The organism is Candidatus Hydrogenedentota bacterium (genome assembly GCA_016791475.1).
Classification (GTDB): domain Bacteria; phylum Hydrogenedentota; class Hydrogenedentia; order Hydrogenedentales; family JAEUWI01; genus JAEUWI01.
This window is the reverse complement of sequence record JAEUWI010000009.1, coordinates 1-18,514: the sequence shown is the minus strand read 5'-3', so window position 1 is coordinate 18,514 and position 18,514 is coordinate 1. Positions and strand designations below refer to the sequence as shown.

Below are 18,514 nucleotides of genomic sequence, written 5' to 3'. Positions count from 1 at the left end.
GCGGGACAAGAGACTATTGTTTTAGTCCCGAAGGGACGTCATATCGTAGCCCAGGCGCGAGCGAAGCGAGTCCTGGGTATTAAGGAGAAAACTCACAAGCCCCAGCGGGGCGGCATGGAAGAGCCGGAAAATCCATCCCCGGTCTTCTGTGCCATCCCTTCGGGTTTCAATGTCTAGGGGCCCGGTGACCCAAGGTTCCGCTCGTTCCCGCTTTCGGCGCGTCGGCGATCTCGCTCCATCCGCTGCGGCTTGTAAACGAGATAGAACCGCGCATGGATCCAGATTCTGGTCCATGCGCGGTGGCGGTAGTTTCATTGGAAAAATCTGTTTCTGCGTTCGGTGCGGCAGTGTTGTCCGCACGTCGCAAGCCCCGCCGCAACGTCGTTACTTCGAGAGCTTTTTGTCCGCATATTTCAGAAGGCTCTTCTCGAGCTCCCCGATGCGCTTGTCGATGAAGTTCATGGTTTCCTTCATCAATTCTTTCAGTTCTTTTTCCTGTTCTTTACTTGCCATGGTGTTGCCTTTCGAAGGGGGGAATCGCCCAATGGGCGTCTTCAACCAGTCTGCGATTGTGCCGCAACTATCGGGACACTGCTTGGCGCCAAAGACGCTGCTATTTTCCCGCAGCTTTCTTGTCAATATACGCCACCAGGTTCTTTTCCAACTGAGCCAGTTGCTTGTTGGTGTAGTCCATCAGTTCCTTCGCGAGCGCCTTCATTTCTTTTTCAAGTTCTTTGTCTGCCATGGTAGGTTCCTGAGTTGTGCCGAACGTCCAGTTACAGGAGCGAACAACTCGCCCCTCAGGCGATTACGTTATCTGAAATTTCGGGGGTTGTACAAGTTGCCGCAGCGCCGATTCGCCCCCGGTCCGCCATGGCCCTGCTCAATTTTTGGCGGTGGTTCTTCAGTCGTCCGCCGGCCCTTTGACTTTCCCTCGCGCTGAGGCGGGCGGCAGGAAGTTTTCCTCCGTCACCACGCGCTTGCCGGTCTTTTGCTCCAGTTCGACGCGCGCGCCTTTCGCAATCGTTCCCCCTTGCTTACCCGCCGCCGCGTTTTCGGTCATACCGGTGGCCTCCACGCTCTCGGCGATCTGGCGCGTGGACAGCTCCGCCAGGGCGGTGAAGATCAATTCTGCTTCGCTCATGTGGTCGCGCAGGTTCTGGGTTTTGAGTCCCTTCATTTCTTTGTGCTTCTTGACCGGTACCCCGCTCCATTCCTGATGGATGATATTGGTCAGGATCGCGTATTCCTCTTCGCCCCTGATTTCGTGGTCCTTCCAATAGTCCGTCAGCTTGTTGCGGGTCTCCTGGCCCATCATCCGCTGCTGGATCCACTTCTCGCTGGGCCCGAGCTTGCGCCAGTAGTCGCGGGCGCGGTCCAGCGAACGGGCGGGGTCGCCCATGTCCTGCATACGTTCGTAGCCGACCTTGGCGAGCCAGAGTTTGATCGGTTCGGCCTTCGGGCTGGGGACGGACTGGATGAGGCGCAGCAGGGTCTCCGGATCCGCTACGTCGGTGAGGTAGGACTTCCCGTCCCCAGCGGGCAACTTCAGTCGGTTACATTTTGTAACCGACTCGCTGCCCTCCTTCTTGAGACGGTTCTTCAGCACTTTCCAATAATTGCGGGCGGCCTGATATTCCGGCTGCTGGATCAGTGCCGCGATAATGTCCACGACGGAGAAATACCACGTCTCGGTCTTCTCGTCGTAAACCCGGCGGATCTTGAAGTTTTCAAATACGGCAAGTGCTTTTTCGTGGTCCATCGGCCCTCTCCAGTTTTGCTAACGGACAGTGGAAAACTGGGTCCGACTGTATCACGCGCTTGCGTCCGATTTCCATGGCAACTGAAAGTGTATTCAGTCCTGGTTTCCAGGGAGCTTGTGAAGGTATCACCCAGCGGGAGCACGGACTTTCCAGTCCGTGATTTTCGTGCGACTCCGTCGCACGAAACGCGGGTAAGAAAAACCGCGCTCTTGATTGACGACTGGATTGATGGATTAATACAAAGCCTCAGGGCGATCCGCTCTACGCCTCGATCGCGAGCCGGGCTTCCATCGCCATCACGCGCTCGATCAGGCCATCGGCGATCTTCTGGTGTACCGCGTCGAAAGCCACCTTCGGCGAGCGAACCTTTCCCGTGGCGTAGACGCCCTGCGCATGGAGCAAGCGCTTGAAGAAGTAAATGGAGATGTCCAGGTGCTGGTTGGAGAAAGCCAGCACGGGCAGCAACTCCTCAAACAATGCGCGGGCGGACTCTCGCTCACCCCGGACGTAGCGCTGGTAAATCGCGGTATAAATGGGGTGCATGCCCGTGGGCATGAAGGCGTGAACGCCGCGATCAAGGCCCTCGATGATCTGGCCCACGGCCCAGCCGCCGGAAACATGCAAGCCGCCACTGGTCACCTGCAATACTTCGGTGTATTTCGGGCCTGCGGGCACGACCTCCACCTTGAGGCACTTGAACGCGGGCACCGTCTCGAAGAGGCGCTTGATCAAGGGCACGGGCAGGCCATAGCCGCTGGCGTCCCAGTCCTGCAGCATCAGGAAGCCGGGCTCCAGACTTGCCAGCGCTTCCACGTCGCGGGTGTAGGTGGCGTCGTCGGTGTAGTTCATGCTCACGAGCACACCCGCGCAGCCCAGATCGATTAGTCGCCGCGCCGCATTCGTCCGCGCGGCCTGATCGGGCGCGGAGGCCCCGCCGATGATCGGCACGCGCCCCGCTGCCGTCCCGACAGTGCACTGGACCACAGCCGTCCGCTCGGCTTCCGACAGGGTGCCCACTTCGCTGGCCATGGCGGGCACGAGAAAGCCCGCAACGCCGGCCTGGATCGCGTTTTCCACGTTGCGGGCGAGCCCCGGAAGATCGAGGGTATCGTCGAGATTGAAAGGCGTGTTGAGCACCGTGATGATGCCGCGGAGGTCGGTGGTGGGGTTCATGGAATCGGGCCTTTGGGTTGGTTGATGAACTCAAAGAACAAGAAAGACACAAGAGACCGCACGACGGAAATTGGAGACCACCAAGAAATCAGGGATGTCCTTTAAGTCCCTTCCGTCCCTTAAGTCCTTCGTCCTTCGGCGTTACTCCGCCACCGGCGCGGGATAGGGCCGATTGCGGTTCCAGGGCCAGGCCTCCTCGCCGCCTTCGTAGCGGCAGAGCACCTCGCTCACTTTCTCCCGGGCATCCGCAGGCCAGTCTTTCGGTGGCTGGGCGGCCATGTTTGCGCAGAAGGCCTGAAGTCGCCCGCCAAAGGTCTGCGGGTCGGGGTGAAACCACAGCGTGATCACCGTGCGCCGCTCGTCGCTCTCATTCGCGTGGGAGGCGTGGAGCAGGCGGGAATCGCCGATGAGCAGGTCGCCCGCCGTGATGCACACATTCACTTCGTCGGGCCGATCGCTGAAGGCGGGCCGGTCCATATTCGCCGCCGCGCGCAGTTCCGGCGCGTGGGCCTCGTCCAGCAGGGGAATCAGGTCATTGTCGCCGACGTGTGAGCCGGGCACGACCCGGAGGCAGCCGTTGTAGGGCGTGGTGTTAACCAGGTAATACATGAAGAACAGTTGGGGCGTCGGGCGCACGGTAAACGACTCGGGCGCGTCCCAGCCGGCCCAGTCATAGTGCCAGAAGAGGCGCGGGCTCTTCGCGGGCTTGCTGATGATGTAGCCGCTGGAAAAGCGGGCCTCGCTGAAACCCAGACTGCGCAGGGCCGCCTGCGCCTCGGGAAGGGCAATCAATTCCGCAAAGACCGGACTCTCGTAAACGCTCACCATGCTGCCGGTGGAGCGGTTGTCCTGCTCGTGCTCTTTGGGCAGCGCCTCCAGAATCCGCATCGACTCCGCCTGGATCCGCGCCAGCAACTCCGGCGGCAGCAAATTGGGGATGATGCAGAAACCGTCCACATCCAACTGTTCACGCTTGTCCAGATCCATAGCCGGTTCACCTCGCTTGCCCGTTGAGCGACTATTGAAGCAGATCTGATTCGTTCAGGGCAATGCGGATGCCGCCCTGCATGGTCGTGAGCCAGAGCCGTCCCGGTGCCTGCTCGAAGAGATAGGGGTACGCGAGGGAAGCGCCCTCCTGATGGGCCAGCACCACCGGCGTGGTCCAGGTCTTGCCATCGTCCTCAGAAAGGGCGGCGGAGAGCTCCCAGCGGTGATTGCTCACCGGAACTTCGGACCATTCATTGTCGCCTCCGGAAAGGGGGAAGCTCGTCTGCCCCTCGGGGAAGGGCCGGTTCCACACCAGCAGGATGCGCCCGCTCTGAAGGCGGAACAACTGGCCCGGCGCGCTGCTTGCGGGGATGGACGTCGGCCCCATGCTCTTCCAGTAGAAGCCATCCTCTGAATGGGCCTCCCAGAATTTGCCGAAATTCGTGCGGATCAGTTTCCAAAGCCGGCCGTCGTTCAACTCGATGACCGTGGCCTCCGTGGCGCCGTCGTGGTGGCCGTTGCCACCCAGATCAATTACGTTGCTCGGCTTCCAGCTTGCGCCCTGATCCGTCGAGGCGTAGGTCAGCACCGAGTGGCGACCCGGCTTGTTTAACAGCCGCATGGCCGTGAAGACCACCTTGCCATCCTTCGCCTGGATCATATTGCGAACGGCGCCACTCCACTCATCGTGGAGCTTCCGTGGCTTCTCCCAGGTCTTGCCGTTGTCCAGGCTGCGAAGGGCATAGGTGGGCAGCGTCGTGCCGGGGTCGGCATCGTGAATTTCTTTGTTCCACTTCCACACCAGCTCCGCATTGTTCATGCACGCCAGGATGAGCGTCCCCTCGCGGGTCAGGATCAGCGCCCGCTCGTTGCTGACCTCAAAATCCATACCCACTTCCAGCGGCCACGTTTCCCACGTCAGCCCTTCGTCGCTGCTCGCCCGGACCAGATCCTTGTCCACCGCCAGGATTCGACTGTCCGCGAGGCGCACAAAAGGCCCCATGGCATCCGTGGGCAGCGGCGTAACTTTCGGGTGAAGCGTGAGTGGACCCTTCTCGGCGGCCTGAACCGCGAAGCCGGCGAAGAGGGCGGCGAACAGGAACGTGATCGTGATGCGCATCGGTGGTCGGTTGCTCCTCTTTGAAAGTCGATTGAGTGGGTGGGAAGCATTCTTGCGCAACGCAAGGCAGCCGTCCCTGCGGATTCGCCGGCAATCAGCGCAATCTTCAGCTCTTCATATTCACATACTGAAGCGGGATATCCATCTCTTCGCCTTTCAGCATGGCAATGACGGACTGCAGGTCATTGATACTCTTGCCGGTGACGCGCACCTGGTCATCCTGAATCTGCGCCTGCACCTTCAGGCCCTGCTCCTTGATAAGCTTGGTGATCTTCTTCGCGATTTCCTTGTCGATACCCTGTTTCAGCGACACCGTCACGCGCACTCCCCCCTTGGAGGTGCCCTCGGGCTCCTTGTATTCCAGTGCTTTGGGGCTCACGCCGCGCTTGATCAAGTTGCTCGCCAGCGTATCCTTCACCGCATCCAAACGCATTGTATTTTCGGTCGAGATGGTGATCTTCAGTTCCTTGCGGTCCAGGTTGATCTCCGTCTCCGAATCGCGAAAGTCATAGCGCGTGGTGATGGTCTTCGTCGTGATGTTGACGGCATTGTCCACTTCCTGGAGGTCAACTTTGTTGACCACATCGAAAGAAGGCATTCGGGTATTCCTTTCTCAGGGCGCCAGCGTGGCGCCGTCCTTTTCTTGACGCACGCGTCCGCGAAGGACGGGGCGGGGGTTGTCCGAGCAGTATAGATCAAAGTGCTGACCCGATTCCCCCGTGACCTGCTTCATGCTTACCGAACTCTCCATGTACACCGGACCCTTGAACAAAATATCCGCGCGGATTGGCTGTGAAGTGTCCAGCTGCGGGAGGTGGGCCAGGCAACGCGCGGCCGACCACATGCCATGGATCAGATCACGATCAAAGCCCATGAACTTCGCCAGCGCCCGGGAGACGTGGATGGGGTTGTAGTCCCCCGTAATCTTTGCATAGCGCCAGCCCATGTCCCTGGGCACTGTCCAGCCCGCTTCAACGGGCTCGCCCTCCAAATCGGGCAGGTTGGAAAGGGCGGATGCCTCCGCAGGCTCGCCGAACTTTTTGCCCCGGATCAGATTGGCGCTCAGGCTTTCCCAGACCTTCACGCCGTTCTGGGTGAGGGTCGTGGTGATTTCAAATTCGATACCCGGTTTCAGCACGCGGGTCGATGTCAGCGCGCACGCTATATCCACCACCGAGTCCGCCGCAATCGGGGCATGCTGCAGCACATGCATTCGCGTGTGTACCGCGCCCATGGGAGAGAGGGGAAACTCGGGGCGGCTGATGAAATCGATGTGAATAGCCGAGGTCAGCACATGGGGATAAAGCAGGGGATAAAAGCCATCGTCCGGCAGGCCACAGGCCTCCGCATAGCGCTTGATGAGGGCGGCGTCGGCCTTTGCGCCAGGCCAAACGCCCTCGAAGTGGGGCAGCGCCTCGCCCTTCACATGCCGTGCCCGTCGCCCCAGCAGCAGGCGGCGGTAAATAGGAAGAAAGCCGGGGACCCGATCATAATGGAGAAGGAGATTGTTGCTCGTCATGGCACAGGCCGATCTATGGGTTGCGGTATGGGCGCGTCGTCATCCGACGATCACCTCGCCATTATAGGTCGCCAAACCGCCAAAGAAAAGACCCCAAGACCCATACGACCCATACGACCCATACGACCCATAAGACCCATAAGACCCATAAGACCCATAAGACCCATAAGACCCATAAGACCCATAAGACCCATAAGACCCATAAGACCCATAAGACCCCGCCCCGCGCTCATTTCCTCCCACCGCGTCCGTTTGCTAGACTAGCGCCGCCCCAGCGGGGCATTCCGTTATTCGCAGCAAGTCGGGGACGAGGAACCAGCACCCATGAACGCCAAAGCCATGATCAATCACAGCACCTTCGGGAAAATAATTCTCGGGGTCATCGTCTTCAACGCCGTCCTCATCGGCATCTCAACCTACGAGCCCTATCCCATTCTCTTCACCCTCGAATGGATCTGTATCTGGATCTTCGTGGCGGAGATCGGACTCAAGTTCTACGCGAGGGAGAGCACGGCCGCCTTCTTCAAGAGCGGCTGGAACATCTTCGACATCATTGTCGTCGGTTCCGCCTTCATCCCCAACATCACCACCATTGCCACCCTCCTGCGAATCCTCCGGGTTTTCCGTGTGCTCCGTCTCGTCGACGGGCTCCCCGAACTCCGGCTCATCGTCACCGTGCTGATCAAGTCCCTCACCTCCATGACCTATATCGCGCTGCTCATGTTCATCAGCTTCTATATCTACGCGGTCATGGGCGTGGAACTCTTCGGCAAGGTCCAGCCTGCCGAATTCGGCAATCTCCAGGAGTCCTTCTTCACCCTCTTCCGCATCCTCACCTGCGACGCCTGGGCCGAACTTCGCGGCGCCTGCCTCGCCCATGGAAACTACTGGGTCGTCACCGCCTACTTCGTCTCCTGGGTCATGATCAGCACCTTCCTCCTTATCAACCTTGTCGTCGGCGCCGTGTTGAACAACTATCAGGTCGTGCACGAGAAAGAGAAGATGAAAAACATGTCCGCGGAGAGCGTGGATCAGCGCATCGCCGAATTGAGCAAAGAGTTGAGCGAGTTGCTGCAACACAAATTGAGCTGATGCGAATCGGGCAGCCGTCCCGGCGGGCGGCTGCCCCATTTACAATCGCTTCAGCCGGATATTCCGGTACCACACCTCGCCGCCGTGATCCTGAAGCATCAGCAGGCCCTCCCGGGGCAGATCGGCATAGGCCACCGAAAACTTCCCCAGCGGCACCGTCATCAGCGCCAGATCCGTGTCGATCACCTTCCAGCCATTCATGATGACCACGACGCTCGTGCCGCGCACCGTGATGTCGTAGGAATTCCACTCGCCGGTCGGCCGCGCCAGGTTGAACATCGGGGTAACCACGTCATAAATCGCGCCCGATCCATTTTTGTTCGGCGGGTCACCAAAATCCTCCAGCACTTGCACTTCAAAGCCCCGATAGACCGGGTCATTGGGCTGTGCCCGAAGAAAGATCCCGCTGTTCGCGCCCGACGCCGCCTTGAACTCCAGGTGGAGTTCGAAATCCCCGAGGCGCTCATCCCCCCAGGCCACATAACGGAGCGGGTACACGCTGTTGCCGGGAATATGGAGCATGCCCTCCCGAATCTCGAAAATCTCGGATTCGTCCGTGATGTTCCGCCACGCCCGCGCCGAGTCATCGCCCAGCAGGTCCTGCCAGTCCGGGCCCTCGGGCGCGGCAGTCGGATTGCCCGACGGCACCGGGTCGCCGGAACCGGCGAAGTACCCGATCCCGCCGCCAAGGGCGATGAGCGCCGCCAGGACAAGGGCAAATCGTTTAATTCGCGTCATTCCAGCCATGCATCCAGTTCCTCGGCGGTGGGGGTGTCTGCCAGACTATAGCCCACGAGGGGCCGGCGGCGCCACGGCCCCGCGCCGCCATTTCGAAGCGCAGGGAACTTTTCCGCCCAGCGAAGGATGGACTCAAGGCGGACGGTGGCCCGCCGCCGAATCTTCTTGTAAGCCATCCTGACTTGACCCTATAATAACACCAGCACACGTGTTAGTCTGCGGCTGGGCCTCCCGCTGGAGTTGTCGGTGTTTCGGAGTTTTCCTCCGGGCCGGCCAAGTGTATCAAGGAACCCGTTTGATGTTTGCATTGATTGTGATAGCGTCTCTTCTCGCTTCGCCGGCGGGCCAGGTCGTCACCGGGGTCGAAGACAGCACGATCACCGCGCGCATTGAAGCGCTCTACCTCCTCGACCAGCACCTGAACCCCCTCAACATCAATACCACCACCCGCGACGGCAACGTCATGCTCTCCGGCAGCGTGAATGATCAGGTCCAGCGGGATCTGGCCGAAGACCTCGCCCTCGGCGTCCTCGGCGTCCGCTTCGTGGACAACCAGCTCGTCGTCATCAACACCGTCATCGGCGAAAAAGAACAGCGCACGTGGAGCCAGCGCGTGCAGGACCGGGCCGTCACGGCAGCGGTCCGGGGCCGCATGCTCGGCAGCGGCGAATTTAAAGGCCTCAAGATCGGCATCACCACCATCAACAACGTGGTGACGCTCTTCGGCGTAGTGCCCACCGAAGCCCATGTCGAATCCATGATCAACATCGCCTCCAACACCAAAGGCGTTGAAGACGTCGTCAACCAGCTTACCATTCGCCCAAAAGACGACGCCTACGACGCGGTCCGCGGCACCGGACAGCAGATCTCCGATGAGTGGCTCGAAAGCCGCGTCTCCACGGCCATCATGCTCAACCGACATCTCAAGATGCGCGAGCTCGACGTGGAAGTGGACGACGGCATCTGCATGCTGAGCGGCACTGTCGATTCCGAAGAGAAGCGCGTCCTCGCCGAAGAAGTGGCCCGAAACGTCCAGGGCATCACGGAAGTGCGCAACACCATCACCGTCCGCGCCGGGGGCATCGTCGTCCCCAATATTCCTACGGAGCAGCCCACAGAGCAGCCTGCGGAAGGCGGCGGTGGCGCAACCGGAGCGCCGTCGACCCTGGAGGGTTCAGACCCCCCCGACGAAGCGGCGCCCGGCCTCACGCCATCGGTGCAAGAGACCGCACTGGGCGATCCCTGAGGGGAGGGGCGGCATGCTCCAGCGAAACGCTCTGATCGCCGGGGGGGTCATTCTCGTGGCGCTCTTGATCGCCATCGCCGTGTCCCAGTTTGGCAAGAGCCCCATCGCCGACGGAGAGTTCGACAAGGGCCAGCGCTTCACCGCCAAGCCTGGTACCACCCGCGAGAACGCCATGCTGCTCACCAGCGCGGACCGGAAATCCACCAAAGATCCCGAGCCCGCGGGCCCCGAGAAACCGATCAAGCCGGAGCACGAGGACGACGTCCTCGAAGTAAAGTCCCTCTCCGGGACCGCCTCGAGTGCGCGCAGCGGCCCCGCCAACGAGGTGGCCCAGGCGGCACTCAACAACCTCTCGCCCGAGTCCGGGCTCCGGCAGGTGGAAACGGCCCTGGCCCTGCCCCACAATCAGGAGCAGGCCGCCCTACTTCACGAGGCCCGCGCGGAACTCTACACGCGAATGGATCCCCCCGATTTTGAGCAGGCGCGGCTCGCCTTTGAAAAGGCCCTGGAAATGGCCAAAGATCCCCGTCTCCGCGAGGAAATCCAGCACGAGATGGTCCAGATGCTCATGCAGGCGGGGCGGGATCCGGAAGCCCTCGAGCGCGCCGCCGCCCAAGTGAAGAGCGCGCCGCCGACCGGCGGCGCCGGATACAAGCTCCAGTTGCTCCTGGGCCAGTTGCATGAACGTGCGGGACAGAGCGAACTCGCGGAGACGAATTACCGCGCGGTCTTTGACGCCATGGGGGGGATGCCCGAAGGCCTGAGCCCGGAAGAGTCCATCGCCCTCTCCAGGCTCGCAACCCTGCGGCTGACCCACCTGTATCGCGCAGCCAAACGGGACCAGGACGCGGAAGACGTGGCCCTCGCCCTTAAGAAACAGGTGAGCCGCATGCAGGTCGCCTCCCAGACCCAGCCCTGAAGGTGGCCCCTCAGTCGGAAGGCAGAACCGGACTGGGACGCAGGATGGCGAGCTGTTCGCCACAACGCAGGGCGATACTCGTGGTGCCCTGCCCATCCAGATCCGTCTCAAACATGACCTCGTCCACCCGCGAAGGAAAACGTTCCTCGATCGCCGCCTTCGCCGCCAGGCCTTCCCCTTCCGCCTGCCACGCCGTGAATGTGTCCTCCGCCGTCAGACACCCGAAGTCCGTCCGACCATCCCCGTTGAAATCGCGTAGCACCAGCGCCTGAAGCGGGCCCTGCGGGCTCGGCGCCATGAACCACGCCACGGGTATTTCCATGCTTATCAGCGTCTGGGGGCGCGGCGAAAAGCGCTTCTTCTCGGGCAGATACACGTGCGTGGTGATGTTCAGAGGCCAGCGGCTGCTCGTGAGCGCCCGGGACAGTCCATCGGCGGAAAGGCCCGGACGCGGCGCTTTCCAGAGCATGATGTCGCTGAATCCGTCCCCGTTGAAGTCTGGAAAGGCCTCCGCGTGAAGGACCAGTGAACCGGGATAGAGCCGGGAGGGCCCCAGGACCTCCCCCGCTGCGGTCTCCGGATTGTTTTTCGAGGGCAACGTTCGAACCCGGATAGATGTGGCGTCGGGTTCGGACTCCGACTGGCGATACAGCCCCCGCACCTCCTCCGTCGCGGTGTGTGCAATCGAAAACCAGGGCCAGCTCTCGGGCCGGTGCGCGTCCGCCTCCCACTGCTGGCGGCTCAGGCCCAGCCGCTGGGGAGGGCGTCCCGCCACATCAATGGGAAAGGCGTCGTCCGGAAGGAGGGGCTTGAAACTCGCCAGCCGGTTCACCCGAAACTCCAGCGCGTCCGCCGGGCCGGACTGGGCGTGCTGGTTGACCCAATAGCTGAATGGCTTACCAATCGATACGTGGTACGGCGCATTGACGCCAATGGGGTAGCTGTTCACCAGTTCCCCGCTGAGCTTGCGCACTTCCAGCGCCTCTTCCGTCGGCAGCGCGATAAGCGGGCCATCTCCCCGATCCACGATCAGCACCGCGGGAAAGGGATAGCCGTCCGCCCGGCTGAACTGGCTCTGTTGCGTGAAGAGCACTTCCGGTTCGGGCGCGCCACTGCCCGACAGCGCATAGCGCAGCACATCCTCCCCCCGAAGCGCGATCAGGTCGGCCACCCCGTCATTGTCCACGTCCGCAATGTCGATCGCCGTGGTCCGGGCGGGAAGTGCGATGGAGTAGAGCGGCTCGGTAGACCTGCGGCCATATATGTGGAGCAACTGCTCCTGGAGAATACAGATTTCCGCCCGCCCGTCCAGATTCACGTCCGTCGTGAAACAGGCGGACTTTTCCGGCGTCCAGGGCAGCATCTGCACTTGGAGCAGGGCCCCACCCGCCAGAAGGGTCAGCGTCGCGACAGCCGAGATCATGGCTTGGCCTTTCGGGCAAAATGGACGGTGCTTCGCGGGCCCGTGCCCTCCGAGCCCTCGTCTTCCCAGCGCACCAGGAGGTCCGACAGTCCATCGCCATTGATATCCGCCACCGCCACATGGGCCTGTACCGGAACTGCGATCTTCGCGGCCGGGTCTCGCTCGAATCCCGCCCAACCATGGGCGAGACGTATTTCGAGCTCCGCGGCATTGCGCCGGCACGCAAGATCCCGAAAGCCATCGCCGTTGAAATCCCCGGTCAGGTTCACCAGCTCGCCCGCCTGATAGCGCGCCAGCATGGGGCCCGGCGAAACCGGCGGCGCCTCGATTTCCAGCGACAACTCGCACACGAGTTCTTCGCCGCCGAATCGTCCATCGGCCTGCGGCAGTATGCGGATCGTATGGGGGATAATCTTGCTGGACAGATACTGGTTGATCGATTCACGCAGGCCCAGCTCGAAAAAACCCGTGGACTCCACGATCATGTCCTGATCCCCATCCGAATCGAAATCCACAAAGGACGCGTAGGGCCGGAAATTGTGAAAGGTGGTCGCCCGCTCGATCTGAAACGTCTTGCCCCCATCCAGGCTCGCCCACGTCTCGTGGACCGGCATTGGAACCGGCGCCACGTCGGAGATCACCCAGTGAGAGCCCCCATAGTCCGGGATCGCGTCGCCGTTCAGAAAACAGGGCCGCACATGTTCCGGGAGCTCCTCCGAAGTGAAACTCGCCGTGCCCGAAACAACAAACTGCCCCGCATCGTCAAGTTTCAACGAAAGATCGTCCCGGCGGAAGCGGGCCCGTCCTTCCGCCCCCTCCAGATCGATAATCACCGCCAGGGCATACTCCATCAGCAGAAGCCTGCACGACATCCGTTGTTCGGGAAGCACCAGTTGCCGGTCCGCCGGCGGCCAGATCGTCTGAGGGCCCGAGCGGTTCACCACGGTCGTAGGAAAAACCGCAAGCATCCCCGCGCGCTCGTAACGCGCCTCGCCGCGCCGGTAGAGGTGAACGCCATCCGTATCCAGATCCACCAGTTCCGGAATTTGATCCCCGTCAAGATCGCAGGTGAAGCGCCGGAACACGGGAACCGCGCCGCCCGCACCCACCGGACTGAAGGAGATATCGTTGCCGGGCCGCTCCAGGGATTGCTCCAGCGCCGGATTCCATCGACCGTCGGTCCAGGTGTAAACCTTCAGCGAAGCCGGGCCACGATAGTAGAGTTGTCCCCCGAAAAGGTCCGCCTCCGTGGCCCCGTCGCAGGGCGGAAGAGGGGCCCGCCTCGATTCCGGAAACTGCCCGCCCTCTTGAAGATTTGCGTACTCGGGCAGGATAAGATCCAGCGCCCCGTCCCCATCCAGATCCGCCTGGAGATAATTCGTGGTCGGCTGGCCCGTGAACGGCGTCACCGGGCCGACCCGCACGCCCGGCAGGGGCTGCGCCTCCAACGTAATCTGGCCCAGGGCCAGCAGCGCGACCAGCGTCAGCATGCGCCCAGATTCCGCCGTTTGAACACGAGGATCGCCAGCGCCGTGGGCAACACAATGAGCAATCCGGAGCTCGCCGCGCACCAGGCCGCCATAGGCATCCACGGCTGCGCCAGGGCGTCGCACTGGCCGGAGAAAATCCGCCAGGGCGCCTCCAGATAGGTCGTAAAGACATAGGGCGCAATACCCAGCGGATACTTGGCGAGATCGACCAGTATCCAGGACCCCAGCGCAAGGCTGATCGCCATGCTCGTGCTACGCGCCAGCGTGGAAAAAAGCACCGCCACGCTTACACCCGCCCATTGGGGCAGCAGCGACAGCAGGGCCCCCGCCACATAGCTCTTCCACATCTCGTCCGTGGTGTACACCAGTTCGCCGCCCACATGCACGCCCATCAGGTCGCCCCGCGTCCACGCCACCGCCCACGCACACACCCCCACCACCGCCGTGAGCAGCGCCGCATAGCTGAAGCCCAGCAGCACCTTGGCCAGAATGAACTCCTCCCGCAGTACCGGGCGCAGCAGGATCGCCCGCACGCTGCCCCGCGCCGTTTCCGAGACCACGAGGGTCGACGCAAAGGTCAACAGCATGATGTAGCCCAGAAAGTTCAGCGCGACCGGCGTGATATAAGCAATGAAACCATAGTCCTGGATCCCGTCCCGCAGGATGGGGCGCAGCAGCGGCGAAAGGAGCACCAGCGCGGTCAGGAGGAGCGGACCCACATAGGGCTGACGCCGCCGCGACGCCTTGAATACCTCGATCCGGTAAAGCAGCCAGATTCGCCTGATCATAGACCCAGACCTCCCTTCACGCCCGCCCTCATTGCGCATTCATCACTTTGAGGAAGTAGTCCTGGAGCGTGCGACGCCGGGGAATAACGCCCGAAACCTGATAGCCCGCATGGATCAAAAAGCTGTTCAACTGGTGGACGTTTTCGTCGCGAAGTTGCACAAAAATCCGGCCCGGTTTCGCCGTCGCCTTCACCACCCAGTCCTGCTCCTGCAGCCGCCGCGCCGCGTTTTCCGCACCGTCCAGCAGCACCTCCACATGGCTGCGGTCAAAAGAGATGAGCGCCGCCGTGTCCTCGCAGGAAACCAGCCGCCCCTTGTTCAAGATCGCCACGCGATTGCACAACGTCTCCACCTCATGCATCAAATGGCTGGAAAACAGCAGCGTGACCCGCGTCTCCTCCCCGAGCCGCCGCAACAAAGTGAGAATATCCTGCGTCGCCTCCGGATCCAGCCCGGCCGTGGGTTCGTCCAGGATGAGCAACTCCGGTTCCGTCAGCATGGCCATGGCCAGCCCCAGACGCTGGCGCAGCCCCTGGGAAAGTTCACCCGCGCGCACATCGCCGTGCTCCAGCATGTTGGCCAGATCCAGCGCCCGATCCAGATTCACCTCGCGTCCCGAAAGCATCGCGTGAATGTGCAGGTTGCGCCGCACCGAAAGGTACTCATAAAACGCCGGGCGCTCCACCAGCGCGCCCAGGCGCCCGGCGATATCCACGAAGTTTTCCCGAAGGTCCTTGCCAAACACGGTAATCGTGCCCGAGGTAGGGCGCACCAGCCCCGTCAGCATGTGCAGCACGGTGCTCTTCCCCGCCCCATTGGGCCCGAGAAGGCCCACCGTCTCACCCGGCTCGATTTCGAGGGTGAAGCCGCCGACCGCGAAGTGGGATCCGTAGAACTTCGATACGTTTGAGAAAGAAATACACGCAGGCATGGGGGAGAGTCTACCACGATCCGGGCCGCAAATGCAGGCGGCGGGCGGTGTAACCGGGACCCGAAGGATACCCCCAGGGCAACCCGCCTCGGGTCCGCGGACACGGCCCCACCATGCATCCCGACGAGAGATGCCCTCACCCCCGAGAGGAAAATACTTGGCCCCGAATCTCGGAAGTGAGAATACCCGAAAAGGATCGCCCTGCCCCCGCCGGAATACCATTTTTTTTAAGGCGACTGTCCAATTGCCTGTAACTTCGTGCGTTCTTGTAGATACAGTGATGATGACCTTCCCATATGGCCGCCCCGGGCCCCGGTAGTTTTGGAGGTATTCATGAAAACCTGCTCGACGATACTTCGCACCACCCTGGTGTGCCTGAGTCTCGGCGCCGGATGCGGAACTTCGGATTCCGCCAGCGTCACCCGGATTCATCTGGAGAATGCCAGCGACTCGCCAATCACCCTTATCGCCGTGGGCTTATCCGAACAGGATGTGGAGCGGGCCGCCAACCGATTGCCGAAACCGCTCGAACCCGACTCCGTCTATTCCGCCGTGCTCACCCGACCCGGCAACTATTGGGTCCGCGCGGAGTTTAAAGAAGGCGGACACACCATTGAACGGATCGAGGGCCCGTTCCGCGTGTCCCGTGGGATATTGGACTGGCGCTTCACCACCCTCGATGTGCGCCCCCTGTATCGAGCGAGATCCCCACCTCGACGAACGCGGAGCGGGAACAGCCCTGAGAAGTGGGGGGATCACCCTGGCTCAGCCCGCCGCCGGTCGGATGTCCTTCAGCAGCAACTGAATCGTCGTCTCGCCGCGCCACACGTTGAACTGGGGCGTATAGGCGATATCCACCAGTCCGGTAAGATCTTCGGTGTAGAAGCGCTCCGCCATGTTGAAGCCGATGGCCGGAACCACCGTATCGCCCTGGCGGAAAGACACCTTGAGGTGCTGATCTTTCAGAATACGGGCCGACGCCCCGAGGGCTTCCACGCCCAGCGTGCAGAAAACCGGCGCGGGATTGTGGTGCCCCAGCGGCTCCAGACGCGCAATCGCGTTCAACAAGACAGGGTCGAGCTCGCTCAGCGACGCGATAACATCCACCTCAAGCTCCGAGATGATCTCCCCATCGCCCAGTTGCTCCCGGGCCGCCTGCTCGAAGGACGCGCTGAATCGCTCCAGATTTTCCATAGCGATCGTGAGCCCGGCCGCCGAACGGTGCCCGCCGAATTTCACCAGATGCTCCTGGCAGCCCCGGAAGGCCTTGACCATGTCGAAGCCGCCGTTGGCCCGGGCGGAGCCCCGGCCCAGGCCGTCTTCGCCCACCGCGATGATCACCACGGGGCGCTGGTAGCGGCCCTGGATTTTAGAGGCGACAATCCCGATAACACCGGGATGCCAGCCCTCCCGCGCCAGCACAATACCCCGCTGCGCGGGCGTGAAGCAGGCATCCAGTTCTTCCAGGGCCTCTTCGTAAATATCCTTCTCGATACTGCGGCGCTCCGCATTCGCGTCATTGAGAAAATTCGCCATTTCCGCGGCCTGATCGGGGCACTCCGTCAGCAGCAGATGAAGGGCCGCAAGCCCATTGTTCAGCCGGCCCGCCGCATTGATCCGCGGGCCGATCTGAAAGCCGATGTCCACCGACGTGATCGACTGGAGATCGATCCCCGCCACGCTCGCGAGCCGGGCGATGCCGTTGCGCTGATACCGGGCGATATGCTTCAGGCCCAGCGCCACGATGACCCGGTTCTCTTCCAACAAGGGTACGATATCCGCCACCGTGCCCAGGGCCGCGATGTCGAGGTCGTTCGGTGTGCCGTTCAGGGCCGTGGAGAGCTTGAAGGCCACCCCCGCGCCGCAGAGATAGCGGCCCTGATAGGATTCCGGCTCGCGCTGGGGATTGATCACCGCCAGGGCGTCCGGCAGTCCGTGCTCGATGGAGTGATGATCCGTGATGATCAGGTCGAGGCCGGCGGCCCGGGCGTGGGCCGCGGGGCCATGGGCCGCGATGCCGTTGTCCACGGTCACGATCAGCGACACCCCCTGCGCCAGGGCTTCGTCCACATGCTCATTGTCCAGGCCGTAGCCCTCGGTGAGCCGCTTGGGCATGTTGAAGCTCACCTGGGTCAGCCCGAAGCGCTTGAGGCCGTTTACCAGGATCGCCGTGCCGCTGATTCCGTCCACGTCGTAGTCGCCAAAGACCAGCACATGCTCGCCCGCATCGCGCGCCCGCGTAATGCGTTCCACGGCCTCCCGCATGCCCGTCAGCAGAAAGGGATCCGAAAGGTGCTGCAGGGAAGGGGTGAGAAAGGTCTGGGCGGCCTCGGGCGTATCCAGCCCGCGCCGGATCAACAACTGGGCAAGAATGGGGGGGATGCCCAGGGCCGTCGACAAGTGCCGAACCCCCGGATGATCCTGGGGCGCGATATTCCACTTGTTGCTGACGCCGAGTCCGTTCACAGTGCCTTTCGCGCCAGCGCGACGATCTCGTCCACGGCTTCTTCAAAGGTCAACAGCGTGGTATCGAGCAAAATCGCGTCTTCGGCCTGTTTCAAAGGAGAATCCGCCCGATTACGGCTCTGTTCGTCCCGCTCGTGGAGATCCGCCCGGAGTTTATCCCAATCCACCGGGGAACCCTTTTCCCGCAGTTGCCGCGCCCGCCGCTCCGTGCGCGCATCCAGCGAGGCATCCAGGAAGATCTTGCACTTCGCCTTCGGAAAAACAACCGTGCCGATATCGCGGCCTTCGGCCACCGTGGGCTGCTGCTCGCCGAAGCGGCGCTGCAGCGCCACCAACTGGGCACGAACGCTGGAGTTCTGGTCGAGCTTGTAGATCAGATTGGTGATGGCCGGCGTGCGTATGGCATCGCTTACATCCACGCCATTGACTCGGACCACCTGTCCGCGATCCGTCTCCTCAATTTCGAGCGTCATCTTCGCCGTATTCGCGGCCAGCGCCTCGGGATCATCGAGGTCCACTCCCTGATCCAGGGCCCACCAGGTCGCCGAACGGTACATGGCTCCCGTATCCAGAAAAGCAAAGCCCAGGATTCGCGCCACATGCTTCGCGGTCGTACTCTTGCCGGCGCCGGCGGGGCCGTCAATGGCCACAATCTGGGTTGCTTCACTCATGCTGTAAGGACTTCCCCTTGCTGGATTTGGCCCGCCAGGATCTCCGGCGCACTCTCGCGGTCCCATGATACCACGGGCTTCCGGCTTCACTCAACGGACCACGGCGCGCGTTGTCGGAACTCTTTAGAAATGTCCCCATCCTTAACTCAATGAAAATGTCCCCTCCGCGTTTTGCTTTGCCATGATAC

17 protein-coding genes are annotated in these 18,514 nt (G+C 61.9%); 3 read left to right on the top strand and 14 right to left on the bottom strand.

Annotated features, from left to right (window positions below):
* Positions 1-904: 904 nt before the first annotated feature.
* From JNK74_06615 to JNK74_06590, 6 genes are all read right to left on the bottom strand, one after another.
* On the bottom strand, positions 905-1,762 hold the full coding sequence (locus tag JNK74_06615) for a hypothetical protein (GenBank protein MBL7645849.1): 858 nt from the start codon (positions 1,760-1,762) through the stop codon (positions 905-907).
* Between the two features lie 262 nt (positions 1,763-2,024).
* On the bottom strand, positions 2,025-2,936 hold the full coding sequence (locus JNK74_06610; protein MBL7645848.1) for a dihydrodipicolinate synthase family protein: 912 nt from the start codon (positions 2,934-2,936) through the stop codon (positions 2,025-2,027).
* A gap of 141 nt (positions 2,937-3,077) precedes the next feature.
* Positions 3,078-3,923, bottom strand: coding sequence for a phytanoyl-CoA dioxygenase family protein (locus JNK74_06605; protein ID MBL7645847.1), 846 nt, complete (start codon positions 3,921-3,923; stop codon positions 3,078-3,080).
* A 31-nt stretch (positions 3,924-3,954) separates the two neighbouring features.
* On the bottom strand, positions 3,955-5,043 hold the full coding sequence (locus JNK74_06600) for an exo-alpha-sialidase (protein ID MBL7645846.1): 1,089 nt from the start codon (positions 5,041-5,043) through the stop codon (positions 3,955-3,957).
* A gap of 106 nt (positions 5,044-5,149) precedes the next feature.
* Positions 5,150-5,641 carry a YajQ family cyclic di-GMP-binding protein gene (locus JNK74_06595; GenBank protein MBL7645845.1) on the bottom strand — a complete coding sequence of 164 codons (492 nt, stop codon included), beginning with the start codon at positions 5,639-5,641 and terminating at the stop codon, positions 5,150-5,152.
* Positions 5,642-5,656: 15 nt separating this feature from the next.
* Positions 5,657-6,562, bottom strand: coding sequence for a hypothetical protein (locus JNK74_06590; GenBank protein ID MBL7645844.1), 906 nt, complete (start codon positions 6,560-6,562; stop codon positions 5,657-5,659).
* Positions 6,563-6,886: 324 nt separating this feature from the next.
* Here JNK74_06590 and JNK74_06585 point away from each other — a divergent pair, with 324 nt between their 5' ends.
* Complete coding sequence (locus JNK74_06585; protein MBL7645843.1) at positions 6,887-7,654, top strand: ion transporter; 768 nt, start codon at positions 6,887-6,889, stop codon at positions 7,652-7,654.
* Between the two features lie 39 nt (positions 7,655-7,693).
* On the opposite strand, the gene JNK74_06580 is transcribed toward JNK74_06585, so the two are convergent.
* On the bottom strand, positions 7,694-8,392 hold the full coding sequence (locus tag JNK74_06580; protein MBL7645842.1) for a DUF1080 domain-containing protein: 699 nt from the start codon (positions 8,390-8,392) through the stop codon (positions 7,694-7,696).
* A complete protein-coding gene (locus tag JNK74_06575; GenBank protein MBL7645841.1) occupies positions 8,389-8,568 on the bottom strand; it encodes a hypothetical protein in 180 nt (59 codons plus the stop codon). Before JNK74_06575 ends, JNK74_06580 begins: the two co-directional genes overlap by 4 nt.
* A 122-nt stretch (positions 8,569-8,690) precedes the next feature.
* On the opposite strand from JNK74_06575, the gene JNK74_06570 reads away from it, so the two are divergent.
* Both JNK74_06570 and JNK74_06565 read left to right on the top strand, forming a co-directional pair.
* Positions 8,691-9,638, top strand: coding sequence for a BON domain-containing protein (locus tag JNK74_06570; GenBank protein ID MBL7645840.1), 948 nt, complete (start codon positions 8,691-8,693; stop codon positions 9,636-9,638).
* A 13-nt stretch (positions 9,639-9,651) separates the two neighbouring features.
* Positions 9,652-10,557 (top strand): hypothetical protein, encoded by a 906-nt coding sequence (locus tag JNK74_06565; GenBank protein ID MBL7645839.1) that lies wholly within the window; start codon positions 9,652-9,654, stop codon positions 10,555-10,557.
* A gap of 10 nt (positions 10,558-10,567) precedes the next feature.
* Here JNK74_06565 and JNK74_06560 read toward each other — a convergent pair whose 3' ends face one another.
* The 6 genes from JNK74_06560 to JNK74_06535 all read right to left on the bottom strand — a co-directional run bounded on the left by JNK74_06560 (position 10,568) and on the right by JNK74_06535 (position 18,326).
* Positions 10,568-11,980 (bottom strand): VCBS repeat-containing protein, encoded by a 1,413-nt coding sequence (locus tag JNK74_06560; GenBank protein MBL7645838.1) that lies wholly within the window; start codon positions 11,978-11,980, stop codon positions 10,568-10,570.
* A complete protein-coding gene (locus JNK74_06555) occupies positions 11,977-13,470 on the bottom strand; it encodes a VCBS repeat-containing protein (GenBank protein MBL7645837.1) in 1,494 nt (497 codons plus the stop codon). The genes JNK74_06560 and JNK74_06555 overlap by 4 nt, the downstream gene beginning before the upstream one ends.
* Positions 13,464-14,258: an ABC transporter permease subunit gene (locus JNK74_06550; GenBank protein MBL7645836.1), complete on the bottom strand. Its 795-nt coding sequence runs from the start codon at positions 14,256-14,258 to the stop codon at positions 13,464-13,466. Before JNK74_06550 ends, JNK74_06555 begins: the two co-directional genes overlap by 7 nt.
* Positions 14,259-14,286: 28 nt before the next feature.
* Positions 14,287-15,189: an ABC transporter ATP-binding protein gene (locus tag JNK74_06545; GenBank protein ID MBL7645835.1), complete on the bottom strand. Its 903-nt coding sequence runs from the start codon at positions 15,187-15,189 to the stop codon at positions 14,287-14,289.
* Between the two features lie 765 nt (positions 15,190-15,954).
* Positions 15,955-17,655, bottom strand: a complete 1,701-nt coding sequence (gene recJ, locus JNK74_06540; protein MBL7645834.1) for a single-stranded-DNA-specific exonuclease RecJ — start codon at positions 17,653-17,655, stop codon at positions 15,955-15,957.
* Complete coding sequence (locus tag JNK74_06535) at positions 17,652-18,326, bottom strand: (d)CMP kinase (GenBank protein MBL7645833.1); 675 nt, start codon at positions 18,324-18,326, stop codon at positions 17,652-17,654. Before JNK74_06535 ends, recJ begins: the two co-directional genes overlap by 4 nt.
* Positions 18,327-18,514: the final 188 nt, after the last annotated feature.